This window comes from bacterium (assembly GCA_035419245.1).
GTDB lineage: Bacteria > Zhuqueibacterota > Zhuqueibacteria > Residuimicrobiales > Residuimicrobiaceae > JAKPUX01.
On the sequence record DAOLSP010000018.1, the window covers coordinates 49,789 to 65,962 of the forward strand.

Here is a 16,174-nt window from a genome sequence, read left to right on the forward strand (position 1 = left end):
TCGCTCCCACCCGGCCGGCTGCCGACGCACCGGCCCCTGAATCTCGCTCCCACCCGGCCGGCTGCATCTGCGGCACGGTCACCCGCCTGTGGCACCGGCGCTCAGCTGCAGTTCTCTGCCCAACTCCCGATTCACACCTAACCGCCAAATTCTCGCTATCATCGGCCTCTATCTGTCCTCCCGGACCATCAGATAATGGTCGATCTTCGCCTCCTGGAACATCTCACCCTTCGGCTCAAAGCCGTGCATCCGGTAAAATTCGACAAGATGGGCCTGGGCATGCATCTTGAACTTGTGAAATCCCTTTTCCCGGGCGATTTTTAGCATATATTCGACCAATTCATGCCCCAATCCGCGGCCGCGCCAACCCTTGCGCACCGCGATTCGTTCCAGTTTGGCGTATTCGCCAAGAAAGCGCATCCGCGCAGCGGCCATCGGTTCACCCTCCATTTCGCCGAGGATGTGCAGGGCGCTATACTCCAAGTCATCCACTTCGTCAGCATAGGCGACCTGCTGCTCCTCGAGGAAAACGATGGCGCGCACCATCAGGGCTTTCGAAAAATCGTCAAGAGTGGTGCAAAGGTGGAAAACCGGATGTTCGACAGTCATTTTTCGGCTTCCTTTCTTCCTGGTCCACGTTGGGCATCCGGCCGCCTGATCGGGTGCTTGCCCGGGCGCCTCGCCGGGTGGGAGCCAGAGCGCGGGGCGGGTCTGCGCGGGCGCGCCGGCTTGCCGCTGCCATCTTGGGGGTGGGCGCCAGAGCGCGGGGCGGGTCTGCGCGGGCGTACTGGTTTGCCGCTGCCATTTTGGGGGTGGGAGCGAGACCGGTGGGCCGGCCGGCCGGCGTTTTCCGGACGCGGCAGTGCAGCCTGCTGCGGCGGCGCGGCAGGGCGCGGCGTAAAAAGCACGCAGGTCTCGAGATTGGCCGTGCCGGGAAAGAGATCCAGTGGCACCACCCGATCGATCCGGTAGCCTGCGCTCAGCCAAGAGGGCACCTCGCGCGGCAGTTGCTCGATGCCGCAAAAAATGTGGACCACCGCGGCGGGACGGCGCGCAGCGAGCGTTTCGATCACCCCCTTCTCCGTCCCCTGGCGCGGCGGATCGAGGACAACATACTCCTTCCGCTCGGGGGCTTCCGGCAAGAGCCGCCGCAAAGTCCGTCCGTCTATAGCCGTTGTGGTGAAAACAACATTCGCCCCGGGGAGTAAATGCCGCAGATTCTCCTCCGCTGCCCGAATGCCCCCCGGTGCGGCATCGAAACCAGCCACGCCGTGGTATCCCGCCACGAGGCTCAATCCGAAGAGACCATACCCGCAGTAGAGGTCGAGCAGTATCCCCTCGGGATCCTGCGGCAGCAGGCCGCGCACCGTCCGGACCAAATCCGGCACGATGGCGAGGTTGACCTGTGAGAAACCGGTAGGGGCATAATGAAATCGCCGGCTCTCGACCTCGACGCTGAGCGTCTCCGGACCGAAGAGTTTTTTAAAATGGAGCGGGGCGTCAGGCCGGCGGCTCTCGAAATAATAGTCGGAACGCGAGGGATCGAGAAACATAAAAGCCGAAAGGATGGGGATGGGACTGGCCTGGAGGTGTTCGGCGAGGAGTTTCCCCTTGCGGATCACCTCGGCGTCGAACTGATCCACGTTGAAAATGACGCTGTGCTGCTCATAGGTGCCGCGGATGATGATAAAGTTGACGTGCCGGGCGAACTCGCGGTAGGCCGGCTTTTCGAGATAGCCGAGGAGCAGGGTATAGATTTGCCGGTGCGCCTCGGGTTCAAGCAGCACCAGGTGCGCCTGCTCGGGAAGGGCCTCGAGTTCGATGTGGTCCAGTTCGGCGGTCACCCGGCCTTCGCGAATCTCGATGCGCCGCTTGCTGGTGGTGCGGTAATGGCGTGGCAGCGGCGAGGGGACGATCCGCTCCGGTTTGCCGGGGAGGCGATGCTGCTCCCAGAACTGCTCGAAAGCGCCCTGCTTGACCTCCAGCTCGGTCGCATAGTCGAGCGGCAGGAGGGAGGTGGCCTTGTGGCGGCGGAGGTGCTGCGCCAAGCTGCGGTTGAAATCGAAGCGGCCGGAAACCGGCAGTGCAGGTATCTCGGTGCGAAGGGGCACGGTTTTTCCTTTGGTTAACGGACCCTATTTCAACAGGGTGACCTTGAGCATCTGCGCCCTGGCGCCGCTGCGCAGCCGGACCAGATAGAGGCCGCTGGCTGCGCTGCGGCTGTCCCAGACCTGCTCGAAATGGCCGGCCGGGCGCATTCCGCGGTACAGCGTCTCAACCACCTCGCCGCGCAGGTTGAGGAGATCGAGGTGGACCTCCGCGGCCTGGCTCAAATCATAGCTGATGACCGTCCGGCTGTTGAAGGGGTTCGGGTAAGCAGCGGTGAGGCGGAAGCTCCCGGGGCGGGCAGCCTCCTCCTGCGGCTGTTTGACGGCGCTGACCGTGCCGCCCGTGATGCTGTAGGACAAATAGCGCAGGATCAGCTCGCCGGCGACCTTCTTTTTGGTGACGCGGTCCATATGATAGAGCCCCATCGTCTGCCAGCTGTCGTTGCCTTGGGTGTGGGAGTACCAGTCGAAGGCGCACCACCAGGTGGCGGCCATGAGCATGCCGCTGTCGCGGACGGTGCCGGTGCGGGTCACAGCGCTGCGCGCCTCGAGTTCGGTGAAGGTGTCCTTGAAAACCTTGACCTGCGTCGCTTCCGAACTGCCGTCGGGGGTGGACCAGTAGCCGTATTCGGTGCAGAGGGCGGGTTTGTCCGGCCAGGCAGTGGCGACCTTGGTGAGGAAACTGGCGGTGCCGGAGCCGTAGGCACCGCCATGGAAGATGCCGAAGTACATGGTCCAGCCCATCACATCACAGGCGCCTTGGGAAGCGTCGTTAGCCCCGGGCCGGTCGGCGGCGGCGGACTGGGTGACGAAGCGGCCATCGGGGTAGAGACTGTCAAGCTCGGCATTGACGCGCTCGATGAAGATCTTGCGGTGGTCGACGTCAAGGCATTCGTTGCAGGTGCTCCAGAGATAGATGCTCGGCCGGTTGTAATCGCGGAAGACCATCTCGCGCCACATCTGCTCATGGATGTGGCGCACGTTGTTCTGGATATCCCAGGCCTCCTGATCGTCAAACCACCAGACCGGGATCTCCTCCTCAATGGCCAGACCGAGGCGGTCGGCGAAGAGATAGGTCGCGGGATGATTGGGATAATGCGCCGTGCGCACGAACTGGACGGCCAGGCTCTTTTTGAGGAGCTGCATGTCGGAGAAGATCTTGGCTACCGGAATGCTGCGGCCGTAATCGGGGCTGTCCTCGTGCCGCGCCACGCCGGTATAAAAGATCGGCTTGCCGTTGACCAGCACCTTGTTGCCGCTGGTGGCCAGGGTGCGGAGCCCGAACTGGGAGTGGAAGCGGTCGATAATTTTGCCGTCCCGGCGCAGAGTGACGCGGAGGATGTAGATATTCGGGTTTTTGGGCGTCCAAAGGGCGGGATCGGCAATCTGCAGGCTCGTCTGCCAGACCCGGCAGTTATAAACCGGAATTTCGAGCGTCGTCTCGGCCGTGCCGGAGAAGGCGGCGGGCTCGCCGATAAGGTCCGCGGCCTGCTCGCTTGCCTGGTTGGCGGCCGTGACGTTGGCCTTGAAGATCTCGAGGGTGGCGGTAGCGCTCTGGGCGTTCTCGCTCTGGTTGCCGATCACCGTGCGGATCAGCAACTCGCCGGTTGTCGATTGCGGTACGGCCTGGCAGCGGACAATGCTGACCGGGTCGGTGGCCTCGAGGTAGAGGTCATGAATGACCCCGGTGTAATTGAACCAGTCGACCTTGACGAAGGGGACGATATCCTTGCGGGAGCCCCAAGCCGGGTTGTCGATGCGCAAGGCGATGGTGTTGTCGGTGCCATAATTGAGGACGGCCGAGACATCGAAGGCGAAGGGCGTATAACCGCCCTCGTGGTAGCCGATGTATTCACCGTTGATCCAGACGTCGGCGACGTAATTGACAGCGTAGAAGATCAGCTTGATGTAGCGGCCGCGGAGGCTGTCGGGAACTGAGAAAGTGCGGCGGTACCATACCCCGTCCTCGTAGAATTCGGGCTGCACCTCATAGGCATTCATCCGGTTCTCGACAGCCGGGAGGGTGATGACCGGCCAGGCGCTGTCGTTATAATCGCGGCCTTCGCGCCCCATGGACTCGCTGAGGATGCCGGGCATTGCGGCAGCGCGGTTGCTCAGGGTCAGGGCGTCGTTGGCGGCAAAGCGTTTCTTGCGCCAGGTGCCGGCAAGGGAGATTGTGGGGCGCTGCTGTTTTTCAAAGGCCGGCATGGGCATGTTGTTTTGATAGGGGACCGTGACCCCGTCCACCGTGCGCAGTTCGAGTGTGGGCTCGAGGGTGGCGGTTTGGCTCTGGCACGCGACGGCGGCGAGCAGGAAGAGGCTGGTCAGGAGCGTCATGGGTTTCATGGATGGGCCCTTTGCAGAGGGTTAATGGCGCTGCGGAGGATAACAGTGATAATATACGAGATTTGCAGGAGAATAAAAAATAAAAATAGCAGGGAAGGGGGTTGCGGTCGATGAGGTGGGCCCGAGCGGTGGCGCCAGCCGGGTCGGTAGGAGAGGAGGGCGGGCTCCCGCGCCCACCCGGAAACGGCATGGGCCTCGGCTGCTGCGGTGACGGGCGCGGTCGAGAGGAATGTGGCACACGGTTTGCCAGCTTTGCAGCGTACCAGGGCCGCCTTAATTCCTGGTGCTGTAAATAAAGAGATTAAGCACATAATTAACGCGCCGGGGGTTTCAGAAGCCGGCGCCGTTGTCATCCTGAAGTGACAGGTGTCAGCTTTTTATGGGAGGAGCGTTGATGAAACCGCAGAGTGTGATCGCTACAGGCCGAAGGGGCCTTTGCCTGCTTCTTACCCTGACCGGTCTGTCCTTCGCGGCCGGAACCCCGGTCTGGTGGGATAATCCCAAGGGACTGCCCAACTGGACCAAAACCGAGGCCACGGGCACCGCCTCCAACACCGGCCCCCAGGCCCAGTACATCATCGCCAAGATCGATGTGCCCAATACCTACCGCGAGAATTACTCCAAGTATGTTTGGGCCCAAGTGGAGTGGAGCCTGGTCAACGGCACCGGCAAATTCATGACCGGCTTCACCGATCACCTGATCAAATGGCTCAACAGTGTCGAGCAGTGCCCGCCCACGCCCGAGACGGAGTATCCCGAACCGGACGGCTATGGCTTTATGAAATGTGAAGGCGATTTTGTCCCTGAATTTGGCTTCGCCAACGGCTACGAACTCTCCTACACCAAGATCACCCCGCAGCCGGCCTGCGAGCGTCTTGAGGTCCGGTTCGAGGTCGGACCCAACAGCCGCATCGATTACCGGGTCGAGATCCAGACGGTCTGCATCAACTGGGATTTCGGCGACGCCCCGGATCCCACCTATCCGACTCTGTTAAAGAACAATGGCGCGCGCCACATCATCACAGCCGATTGCTTTCTCGGCACAGCCATCGACAAGGAGGAAAATGGCCAGCCCAATGCCGATGCCAGCGGCGATGACCTCAACGGCGATGATGAGGACGGCGTCATCTTTGCGGAGCCCGATCATCTCACTCAGGGCAGTCCGTCCGCTCTCACCGTCACCGCCTCGAAGGCCGGCTGGCTCAATGCCTGGGTTGACTTTAATGGTAACGGCAGCTGGGCGGAAGCCGGCGAGCAAGTCTTTGCCGGGGTTGCGCTACAGGCTGGCGCCAATACCTTGAATTTCACCATTCCTGCAGAAGCCAAGGTCGGAGTTACCTTCGCCCGCTTCCGGTTCGGCACGGATCGGACGCTCTCGTTCACCGGCCCGGCGGGTGACGGCGAGGTTGAAGATTATCCGATCACCATCCTCCCGGCTGAGTACGACTTCGGCGATGCTCCCGATCCTTTATTCCCGACCCTGCTCGCCAGTGACGGCGCCCGCCACCGCCTCGGCAATCTGCGCCTCGGTAAGCTCATCGATGCGGAACCCGATGGCCTCCAGTCTGCCGATGCCAAAGGGGATGATGCCGACAGCCTGGCCGATGAGGATGGCGTGGTCTTTGACGAGAAGAGCCTGATCACCGGCCACAAGGGATCGGTGGTGGTGACGGCTTCCTCTCCGGGTTTTCTTAACGCCTGGATCGATTTCAACGACAACGGCCACTGGAGCGAGGCCGGGGAACAAATATTCAAGGATAAGATCCTCAACGCCGGCGAGAATGCCCTGAGCTTCTACATTCCGGATACCGCCAAGACCCGGGCTGTGTGCGCCCGGTTCCGTTTCAATTCAACCGGCAAACTTGAACCTGCCGGGGCCGCCGAAGACGGCGAGGTCGAGGATTACAAGATCCGCCTCGACGTCCCTGTCGAATTGTCCTCTTTCACAGCAAGAATCCAGGCCGGGGCGGTGGTGCTCGAATGGGTGACCCGTTCCGAGACCGAGAATCTCGGTTTCCATCTCTTCCGCGCCGAGGGTTCAGGCGAGTTCGCCCAGATCACCGCAAGACTGATCGACGGGGCCGGCACCAGCTCCGGCACCCACACCTACAGCTATGCGGATGAAGCGGTCGAGCCCGGGAAGACCTACCGCTACAAGCTGGCAGACCTTGACCGCAGCGGCCATCTGCAGTTCGGCGCGCCGGTCGAGATCACCGTGGCGGCGCCGAGTGACTTTGATCTGGGGCAGAATTATCCCAATCCCTTCAATCCCACGACCATCATTCCCTTCAAGCTGAAAAATGCCGGCTTTGTCTCGCTGGATATTTTCAACATGAAGGGCCAGCTGGTGCGCTCGCTCGTCCGGCGGGCTCTGCCCGCGGGATCGCATGCGGTGGTATGGGACGGCTGTGACGCAAAGGGCAGCGCGCTCCCGAGCGGTTCCTACATCTATAAACTGAAGACCGCCGGTTTCGAGCACGCCCGGCGGATGGAATATATTAAATAAGGTTTCCCCTAAGGCGCTGCTGCCAGTGCCCCCACCACTGTGCAGCAGCGCCTCCCCCCTTCGTCCCTGTCGATCCCTTCTTCTAAGGTACGCCGTCTTCGGGCTGCAAGGGCAAGATACGCCTCGCGATGCGGTATTTGCTTGCTTTTCACCGCCTCCCTGGTTAAATTGGACGCAAACCGGAGCTGCGCCTGCTCTCCATCCCCTGGCAGGCATGACCGCCAACCGGTTGAAGAAAGGCGTCCAGAGCGAAATGCGTACTCATACGCTGCTCGTTTCAAGTCTTATCTTATCGGTGCCTGGACACGCCCCAGATCATTCCGGAAGATGCTGATGAAATCTTGCGGCGCCATGGAAACGTGGCTCGCCGCGGGCTGTGAGCGTTCATCGACAGCGTCTGTCTCGAACTGCATACCTCGATCTTCAAGAACAAATCCAACGCCATTCCGCCGGAGTGGTGGCCGGCGATGAAGCGATTTTTGAAACGGATGGGATACCGCAACAGGGAGAGAATATGAAGAAGATCCCGCGACGTGAGTTTATCCGGCAGACCGCCCAATGGACGGCGGGACTGGCTTTCAGCGGACTGGCGGGCTGCAAAGGAAGGACGAAGATCGATTCCCGCGGCATATCGGCAAAGGTCCCGATGCCGATCCAGATCGTGATCGATGACGTGGGCTGGTGGTCGGGCGAGGATGGCAGCGCCCGTCAGGAGCCCTATCGAACCGGCATAAGGCGCCATCATGTCCCGGCGGATTACCAGGCCATAGCCGATCTGGGCAAAACGCTGGGTGTGCGGCCGCAAGCCGCGACGATTCTCTGCGAATGGGACCGGCATAATATTCTGCGCGAGGTTCCGACCAGCACCTGGATGCGCGAGAAATGGGATAACCGTAAATGGGTGGGACCCTGGCTGGAAGAGGCCGCCGATATCATCCGCAGCAACACGCGCCATATTGAACTGACCCTGCACGGCCTCGGACATGAGTACTGGGCCGACCGCCACTTCACCCGGGCCGAATGGGCCGACCGGAGCGGCCGCATGCGGCCGCTGGACCAAGTCGAACGCCACCTCGACTATTACGCCCGTCTGCTCGAGCAAAACCAACTCGGCCCCTTTCCCAAATCCTTCGTCCCCACTGCCTTCCTGCATGGCTTCGGCCCGGCTCCGGGTGAAACGGTGAGCATGGCCCAAGTGCTCAAGCAGCGCGGCATCACCTATATCAACACCCCTTTCAGCACGATGGCCAACGCCGGGGCAGTGCAGTTCGCGGTTTTGGGTGTCGATAACGGAGTGATGACGGTCGATCGCGGGGAGGATCTCTTTGACTGGGATGTCATCGGCGGCACCCCGGCGAACCGGATAAGCGGCCCGACCTGCGGCATGCATTGGCCGAACCTGCTGCACGAGGACCCGGCGCGCAATGGGGAGGTGGTGGAGGGCTGGGTGCGCTATCTCGCGGATTTCAATACCGGCGTGGAGACTCTGCTGGCCCCCGACTCCACCTTCTTCCAGCAGCAGCTGGCGCATCATGTGGGCACGGCGGTTGCGCTCAAAGGGCCCTTAATTGATCTGGATTTCGGCGCCATCCGGCCGGTGCCGGAGGCCCTTGCCGGCCGGCGTTTCATCCTAAAAATCAGCAGCCCGGTCCGGTTGCGTTTCAGCCCCAATCAAATCCGAGTGCTGGAGGAATCCAGTAAAACGGAAAAGGATCAATTCGTTTACACGCTCAGCCTCGAACGGCTCCCCGGATCAGCGACGGCAAGAGTCGGCCTCGAAGCGGCCTGACCCCCCCGCAAGATCGCTCAGGGCCTTTCACGGATCGTAACAAGGAGAACCACCATGAAACGATGCCTTCCCATCCTCCTCGTCTTTTCCCTCCTGATCCCCCTGCGCGCCCAGGAGCGCCGCGATCGCGCGGTGTTCGAGGTGCGCCGGGATGCGAAGCTCGACTCGATTTCGGCTGCCCTGCAAAAGGCCAAACCGCCCCGCGAACCGAAAAAGGTAATGCAGCTCGATTTCTCGACGATTGCCGCGCCCGCCTCCGTCGCGGAGTTCAAGAGCGTCTGGCATTTGCCGCCGATCCTGCAAGGCCTCTCGGGTATGTGCTGGTGTTTCTCGACGACCTCGATGCTCGAATCGGAGGTCTACCGCCAGAGCGGGCGCAAGATCGACCTTTCCGAGCTCTACACGGTCTACTGGGAGCATGTCGAAAAGGCGCGCGAGTTTGTGCGCAGCCGCGGCCAGAGCTTTCACGGCGAGGGCTCGGAGGCCAATGCGGTCTTCCGCATCTGGAAAAAGTACGGCTGCGTCCCGGCGGCCGCTTACACCGGGCTCAGGTCGGGTGCGATCTATCACAACCACGAAAACACCCTTTTCCCCGAGATCCATGCCTACCTCGAGAGCGTCAAATCCACCAACAGCTGGAATGAAGAGGCCGTCGTCGCCACGGTGCGCGCCATTCTCGACCATTACCTCGGCGCGCCGCCGGCAACCGTCACGGCCGACGGGGCTGTCTACACCCCTCAGGAGTATCTCGCCAAAGTGGTGCGGATCAATCCCGATGACTATGTCGATCTGCTTTCGCTGATGGAAAAGCCCTGGTATGCGAGGGTGGAGTACGAGGTGCCGGACAACTGGTGGCATAACGCCGACTACTACAATGTCCCGCTTGACGATTTCATGGCCGTCATTAAAAGCGCCATCCGCAAGGGCTATTCGATCGAGATCGGCGGGGATATGAGCGAGCCCGGCTACTCGCGCGGCGTCGCTGGTATGGCGGTGGTCCCCTCCTGGGACATCCCCTCGGCCTACATCGATAACGCGGCGCGCCAGTTCCGCTTCAGCAACGGCACCACCGCCGATGACCATGGCCTGCACCTGGTCGGCTTTGTGGAGAAGGAGGGAAAAGACTGGTATCTGGTCAAGGACTCGTGGAGTTCGGCTTACAACAGCAGTCATCCCGGCTACTATTTCTTTCACGAAGATTATGTACGGCTGAAGATGCTTGGCTGCACCCTGCACAAGGATGCCGCCAAAGAGGTGCTGGCTAAATTCAAATAGTACAAGGATGCAGACGATAAAAGCCCGGGTCCCTCCGGACCCGGGCTTGCCTCGATCTCACCCGCGCGGCTCTGTCGCACGCGCGCACTTCGGTCCCACTTGAGCGCTTCGGTCCTACCCGGTCCGGTTCAGCTCGTTCCGTTTCGGGTGTCCGCCAGAAAGCGGGGCTGGTACGCATCAGAGCGAGAAGGCCACGCCTCGCTGCGCGCCGATGCTCTTGAGGATCTCGTAAACCTTCTCCTCCAGCGGCACGCCCTCCTGCTTGTGCTTTTCGAAGAGCTCATACTCCTTTTCGCCGTGGATGAAGATCCGGTTGGCGCCATCGGCCTTGGCCGAAGCCTTGAGCCGGTCGATGAAATCGTCCATCTTGTCCTGAAAAATCTCCAACTCGACAAAATTTTCAATCCGGAGGGCCATGAAAAAGTGAGCCACCTCGGCCGGCTGGTTTTCTCCATGCGGACCCTTGCTGTCGACCCTATCGCCATAGGCCCCGCCCGAGAGGACGCCGCAGAGGATGTCGACTAGCACGGCCATGCCGTAGCCCTTGTAGCCGCTGAAGAGTTCGCCTGCGCCGCCGAGGGGGAGGATGCCGCCGCCTGCACGGCTGGTCATGTTTTTCAGCACCTCGGCGGCGCTGGTGGTCACCCGGCCCTCGGCATCCACCGCCCAGCCCTGCGGCAGCGCCTTGCCGAGGCGATCATAGACCTCGAGCTTGCCGCGCGGCACCACCGCGGTGGCCATGTCGAGGAAGAAGGGGCGGTTGCGCCTGGTTGGCGCGGTCAGGGAGATCGGGTTGGTGCCGATGATCATTTCCTTGCCGAAAGTGGGCACAACCAGGGGGGCGGAGTTGGTCATCGAGATCCCGAGGAGTCCCGCCTCGAGCATCATCTGGCTGTAGTAGCCGGCGATGCCGTAGTGGTTGGAGTTGCGCACCGTGACCACCCCGACGCCGCTCTGCCTGGCCTTGGCGATGGCCAACTCCGTGGCGAAGTGGGCAACCACCTGGCCGAGACCGGCGTGGCCGTCGATTGTGGCCGTGGAGGGCGCCTCGCGGACGATCTCGGGCGCTGCCAGCGGCAGGATCGTGCCGTTGATCATCCCGTCGACATAGCGTTTCAGACGGGCCACACCGTGTGAGGGTATGCCGCGCAGGTCGGCTAGAACCAGGTTTTCAGCGCAGATATGGGCTTGGTCCGGCGCGACCCCGAAGGTCTGAAAAACCGCCTGCACGAACTGGAGGAGCTTTTGATCGTTGACGATGATGGACATGGGGACCTCCCGATTTATTTCAACATCTCCCGCAGCACCGCCGGCAGGATACCACCGTGGCGGTAATAGCTGACCTCCACCGGGGTGTCGATGCGGCAGAGGGTGTTGAAGACGATTTCGCTGCCATCCGCGGCGCGGGCGACCACCTGTACCTCCTGGCGCGGCTTGAGATGGTCGTCAAGGCGGATGGTGAACGCCTCGTGGCCGGTCAAATCGAGGTTTTTTGCGGAGTCGCCCTCCTTGAACTGCAGGGGCAGCACGCCCATGCCGACCAGGTTGCTGCGGTGGATCCGCTCAAAGCTCTCGGCGATGACCGCGCGCACCCCCAGCAGCAGGGTGCCCTTGGCCGCCCAGTCGCGCGAGGAGCCGGTGCCGTACTCCTTGCCGGCCAGCACCACCAGGGGCGTTCCCTCCTCCTTGTAGCGCATGGCGGCATCGTAGATCCACATTTTTTCTCCGTCGGGCAGGTGGAGGGTGACGCCGCCCTCGGTACCGGGGGCGAGCAGGTTCTTGAGGCGGATGTTGCCGAAGGTGCCGCGCACCATCACCCGGTCGTTGCCGCGGCGGGCGCCGTACGAGTTGAAATCCTTCGGCTGCACCCCGAGAGAGATCAGATACTTGCCGGCTGGACTCTCGGCCGGGATCGATCCGGCGGGGGAGATATGATCGGTGGTCACCGAATCGCCGAGCAGGGCCAGAACCCTCGCTGCCTCGATGGAGCTGATCGCCCCGGGCTGCGCCGGCAGACCAACGAAGAAGGGCGGCTCCTGGATGTAAGTCGAATCGGCCTGCCATTCAAAGATGGCGCCGCCCTTGACCGGAATTTCGTTCCACTCCGGGCTGAAGGCGTTGACATCGGCGTACATCGCTCGGTAATTCTCCGGATCGTCTGCAAACGACAGCGCCGCCTGCAGTTCCTCCGGGGAGGGCCAGATATCCTTTAGATAGACGGGTTTGCCATCCTTGCCGGTACCGAGCGGCTCGGTCGCCAGGTCGAGGTTCATCGTGCCGGCGAGGGCGTAGGCGACCACCAGCGGCGGCGAGGCGAGATAGTTGGCCTTGACCAGGGGATTGACGCGTCCCTCAAAATTGCGGTTGCCGCTGAGCACCGCTGCCGCCACCAGCTCGTTGCTCTTGACTACCGCACCGATCGCCTCCGGCAGGGGCCCGCTGTTGCCGATGCAGGTGGTGCAGCCGTAGCCGACCACCGCAAAGCCAAGCTGCTCCAGCCAGGGCAGCAGGCCGCTCTTCTCGAGATAGGCGGTGACCACGCGCGAACCCGGGGCGAGGCTGGTCTTGACCCATGGCTTTTGCTTCAGCCCCTTCTCGACCGCCTTTTTGGCGAGCAAACCGGCGCCGACCATCACCGAGGCGTTGGAGGTGTTGGTGCAGCTGGTGATCGCGGCGATAACGACGCTGCCGTGCTCGAGGGCCGCCTTGTGTCCCGCCAGCTCGATCTCGACCTTCTCGTCCAGTTTTTCGGCGGGCAGATTGAAACCGCGCTGCTCGGCCGGAGCGCTGAGGGTGGTTTTAAAAGCACTGCTGACCCGCGAGAGGGGGATGCGGTCCTGCGGCCGTTTGGGTCCGGCCAGGCTGGGCTCGACCGTGCCGAGGTCGAGCTCGAGGCTGTCGGTGAAAATCGGATCGGGGGTTTCATCGCTGCGGAAGAGTCCCTGCTCCTTGCTGTAGCGCTCGACCAGGTCGACCAGTTCTCTGGAGCGGCCGGTGCGGGTGAGGTAGGCGAGGGCCTCGGCATCCATCGGGAAGAAGCCCATGGTGGCGCCGTACTCGGGGGCCATGTTGGCGACCAGGGCACGGTCGGGCAGGGTGATCTGCGAGAGGCCGCTGCCGTAGAATTCGACGAACTTGCCGACCACTCCTTTTTTGCGCAGCATCTGGGTTACAGTGAGGGCGATGTCGGTCGGCGTGGCCCCGGGTTGGAGGCGACCGCTGAGGCGGAAGCCGATCACCTCGGGCATGAGCATGTAGAGGGGTTGGCCGAGCATTACTGCCTCGGCCTCGATGCCGCCGACGCCCCAGCCGACAATGCCGAGGCCGTTGATCATGGTCGTGTGCGAGTCGGTGCCGACCAGGCTGTCGGGATACGCCACCCGGCCTTGCGGCGTGTCGGCCGTGAAAACGCCGCGGGCAAAATATTCGAGGTTGACCTGGTGAATGATGCCGACCCCTGGGGGGATGACCTTGAAGGTTTCGAAGGCCTTCTGGCCCCATTTGAGGAACTCGTAGCGCTCGCGGTTGCGCTGGAACTCGATCTCCATGTTGCGGCCGAGGGCCTCGCGGCTGCCAAAGGTGTCAACCTGGACCGAGTGGTCGATGACCAGCTCGGCGGGGATGAGGGGCTCGATCTTTTTGGGGTCGCCACCCATGCGTTGCATGGCCGAGCGCATTGCCGCCAGGTCGACGACGGCGGGGACGCCGGTGAAATCCTGCATGATCACCCGCGCCGGTTTGAAGGGGATCTCCACTTCCGCGGGTTTGGCCGCATTCCAGCCGGCGACATGGATCACATCCGCTTCCGTCACGTCAAAGCCGTTGCAGTTGCGCAGCAGGGATTCGAGCAGTACCTTGATACTGAAGGGGAGGCGGGAGACGGAAGCGTGCTGGTCAAGGGTGTCGAGGGCGTAGAAGGTGACCGGCCCGGCGGCGGTGTTCAGTTTGCGCTTTGCGGAGAAGGGATCCTGTGATACGGGTGACATGGGCTTTCCTTTCACTTGGCAAAACCAGGCTCTTATGAGTTACTCTGGTGAAAGTGTGTTTGGTTCAGGATGATCAGTACGACCAGGCGTTTGGGGCCGTGGGCGCCGAGGATCAGGATCTTTTCGATGTCCGCGGTGCGGCTGGGGCCGGTGATCATCACCATATCGCGGATTGCAGCCGCATCCGGCCTCGCCGTCAGCGCCTGCAGATGCGGCACCAGCCGCTCAGCCGGCAGCAGCACATAGAGGGTCTCCGGAAGCACCGCGGCCCAGCGCGAACGCGCCGCGTCATGGCGGAGCACGCAGGTGGCCGTGTCCGCAATGCCGAAATCGGCCGTCACCAGGCCGGCGGAGGCGGCGGCCAGCTGGCTGCGGCGTTCCTCCGTTGCCAGGGTGCTGGCATCGAAGCGCGCCGTCGTTTCAAGCCTCTCGGCTGCGGCACGGCTGAGCGGATCGCCGTCGAGGGCCAACTCCGCGGCCGGCGCAGCCCCGAGCAGCTCCTTCAGTTTTTCCGCCGCGGCTTGCGGGCTTGAGAGCAGGTAACACTCGCCGGAGACCGCTTCGAGCTCGCGTTTGAATTGTGCAGCGAGCCCGCGGAGGTCCGGCGGCGTCAGCGTCCGTATCGCGGCCTCGATCCGTGCCACAACCCCCTCAGGGGCCTGCGGGAGATGGGAGGGCTGTTCCAGAGCGGCGCGCACCCGGGCGAGGATGACTTCACGTGCGTTGTTCATGACCGAACCTCCTTTCCCGCGGTTGCGGGATTCGAGCGGCGCTTGAGCCAGGCCTTGTAGCGCTTGCGGAATCCCCGGCTGTCGAAGCGGCCGAGGGCGCGCGCCCTGCCGTAGCCGGGGACCACGAAGGCGCGCTCGCCGGGCAACAGCTGCTGCAGCTTGCCCGGAAACCAGGTGGCAAAACGGTAGAGGCGTGGATGGCTCGCGAGCCAGCCGAAGCCGCGGAAGACAGCGCGTTCCATGGCACCGGTGTTGCCGGTTTCCACCACCCGGTTGCGCAGCTTGAGAAGGTGATGCGGGATGTTGATCCGCACCGGACAGATCTCGAAGCACGCGCCGCAGAGGCTCGAAACGTAGGGAGCATAACGCCCCTCCACCTCGCCGAGATACTGCGGGATCAGGGTGATGCCGATCGGCCCCATGTAGACCCAGCCGTAGGCGTGGCCGCCCACCTGCTGGTAGATCGGGCAGACGTTGAGGCAGGCTCCGCAGCGGATGCAGCAGAGGGTCTCGCGCAGCTGACCGTCGGCGAGGATCTTGGAGCGGCCGTTGTCTAGGAGGAGCAGGTGAACCTCCTCAGGTCCTTCGCCGGTCGCTTGCCGCCGCGGCCCGCCAACGAGGTGGAGGTAGCTCGTCATTTTTTGTCCGGTGGCACTCGCCGGCAGGAGCTTGAGAAAGGGGGGAAGCGCGGCCAGATCAGGGAGGAGTTTTTCGATGCCCATCACCGCCAGATGGAGGCGCGGCATCCCCAGGGTCAGAAAGCCGTTGGCTTCGTTTTCGACGATGCAAAAGCTCCCCTCTTCGGCCATGGCGAAGTTGACGCCCGAGATGCCCATGTCGGCGGAGAGAAATTTCTCGCGCAGGCGCGCGCGGGCGATCTGCAGCAGCGCGTCGGGATCTTCGGTGTAGGGAACCCCGAGCTTCTCATGGAAGATCCGGCCGACATCGACACGGGTGAGATGGAGGGCCGGCGCGGTCAGGTGCGAGGGAATCTGATCCAGGAGCTGAACGATGTATTCGCCGAGGTCGGTCTCGAGCGATTCCACACCGTTTTCGGCGAGAAAATGATTGAGATGGAGTTCCTCGGTGGTCAGGGATTTGGACTTGACCACAGTCTTGACGCCCTTGTCGCGCATCAGCTCGAGGATAAGGCTGCGCGCTTCCTCGGCGTCGCGCGCCCAATGGACGACGATGCCGTTCTCCTGGCACCGGGATTCGAAGCGCTCGAGGTAATGGTCGAGGTGCTCGAGCGTCTCCTTCTTGATCTGGTGGGCCTGATGACGGAGATCCTCCCAGTAGGGGAGCTGCTCGACCTTGTCGAGGCGCTTTTTAAGGGCGGTCTGGGTCGCCTTGTCCACCGCCTCGCGCAGACGGCCGTCCGCCAGGGCTTCGTGGAGATAGGTTTTAATGTGGATAGGGGAGGTTTGCATTGT

At 62.5% G+C, this 16,174-nt stretch carries 10 protein-coding genes; 3 read left to right on the forward strand and 7 right to left on the reverse strand.

Translation table 11 applies throughout. The features are described from left to right. Nucleotides 1-168 precede the first annotated feature (168 nt). Genes PLH32_15440 through PLH32_15450 form a run of 3 tightly spaced genes read right to left on the reverse strand, consistent with a single transcriptional unit; the run spans nt 169 to nt 4,454 of the window. Nucleotides 169-609 (reverse strand): GNAT family N-acetyltransferase, encoded by a 441-nt coding sequence (locus PLH32_15440; GenBank protein ID HQJ66004.1) that lies wholly within the window; start codon nt 607-609, stop codon nt 169-171. After that, the gene (locus PLH32_15445; GenBank protein HQJ66005.1) at nt 606-2,111 is read right to left on the reverse strand and encodes a class I SAM-dependent RNA methyltransferase; all 1,506 of its coding nucleotides are present in this window, start codon (nt 2,109-2,111) and stop codon (nt 606-608) included. The genes PLH32_15440 and PLH32_15445 overlap by 4 nt, the downstream gene beginning before the upstream one ends. A 24-nt stretch (nt 2,112-2,135) precedes the next feature. Beyond that, nucleotides 2,136-4,454: a glycoside hydrolase family 2 TIM barrel-domain containing protein gene (locus tag PLH32_15450; protein HQJ66006.1), complete on the reverse strand. Its 2,319-nt coding sequence runs from the start codon at nt 4,452-4,454 to the stop codon at nt 2,136-2,138. A 394-nt stretch (nt 4,455-4,848) separates the two neighbouring features. Between PLH32_15450 and PLH32_15455 the strand changes: the two genes are divergently transcribed. The 3 genes from PLH32_15455 (at nt 4,849) to PLH32_15465 (ending at nt 10,024) form a co-directional block, all read left to right on the forward strand. After that, nucleotides 4,849-6,960: a GEVED domain-containing protein gene (locus tag PLH32_15455; protein ID HQJ66007.1), complete on the forward strand. Its 2,112-nt coding sequence runs from the start codon at nt 4,849-4,851 to the stop codon at nt 6,958-6,960. 514 nt (nt 6,961-7,474) lie between these two features. Further along, nucleotides 7,475-8,749: a hypothetical protein gene (locus PLH32_15460; protein HQJ66008.1), complete on the forward strand. Its 1,275-nt coding sequence runs from the start codon at nt 7,475-7,477 to the stop codon at nt 8,747-8,749. A 54-nt stretch (nt 8,750-8,803) separates the two neighbouring features. After that, nucleotides 8,804-10,024 carry a C1 family peptidase gene (locus PLH32_15465; protein HQJ66009.1) on the forward strand — a complete coding sequence of 407 codons (1,221 nt, stop codon included), beginning with the start codon at nt 8,804-8,806 and terminating at the stop codon, nt 10,022-10,024. 177 nt (nt 10,025-10,201) lie between these two features. On the opposite strand, the gene PLH32_15470 is transcribed toward PLH32_15465, so the two are convergent. From PLH32_15470 to PLH32_15485, 4 genes are read right to left on the reverse strand one after another with little or no spacing between them, the layout of a single operon-like run. After that, nucleotides 10,202-11,293, reverse strand: a complete 1,092-nt coding sequence (locus tag PLH32_15470) for an Ldh family oxidoreductase (GenBank protein HQJ66010.1) — start codon at nt 11,291-11,293, stop codon at nt 10,202-10,204. 14 nt (nt 11,294-11,307) lie between these two features. Next, on the reverse strand, nt 11,308-14,010 hold the full coding sequence (gene acnA / locus PLH32_15475; GenBank protein ID HQJ66011.1) for an aconitate hydratase AcnA: 2,703 nt from the start codon (nt 14,008-14,010) through the stop codon (nt 11,308-11,310). A 32-nt stretch (nt 14,011-14,042) separates the two neighbouring features. Beyond that, complete coding sequence (locus PLH32_15480; protein ID HQJ66012.1) at nt 14,043-14,741, reverse strand: LUD domain-containing protein; 699 nt, start codon at nt 14,739-14,741, stop codon at nt 14,043-14,045. Further along, a complete protein-coding gene (locus PLH32_15485; protein ID HQJ66013.1) occupies nt 14,738-16,171 on the reverse strand; it encodes a LutB/LldF family L-lactate oxidation iron-sulfur protein in 1,434 nt (477 codons plus the stop codon). Before PLH32_15485 ends, PLH32_15480 begins: the two co-directional genes overlap by 4 nt. Nucleotides 16,172-16,174: the final 3 nt, after the last annotated feature.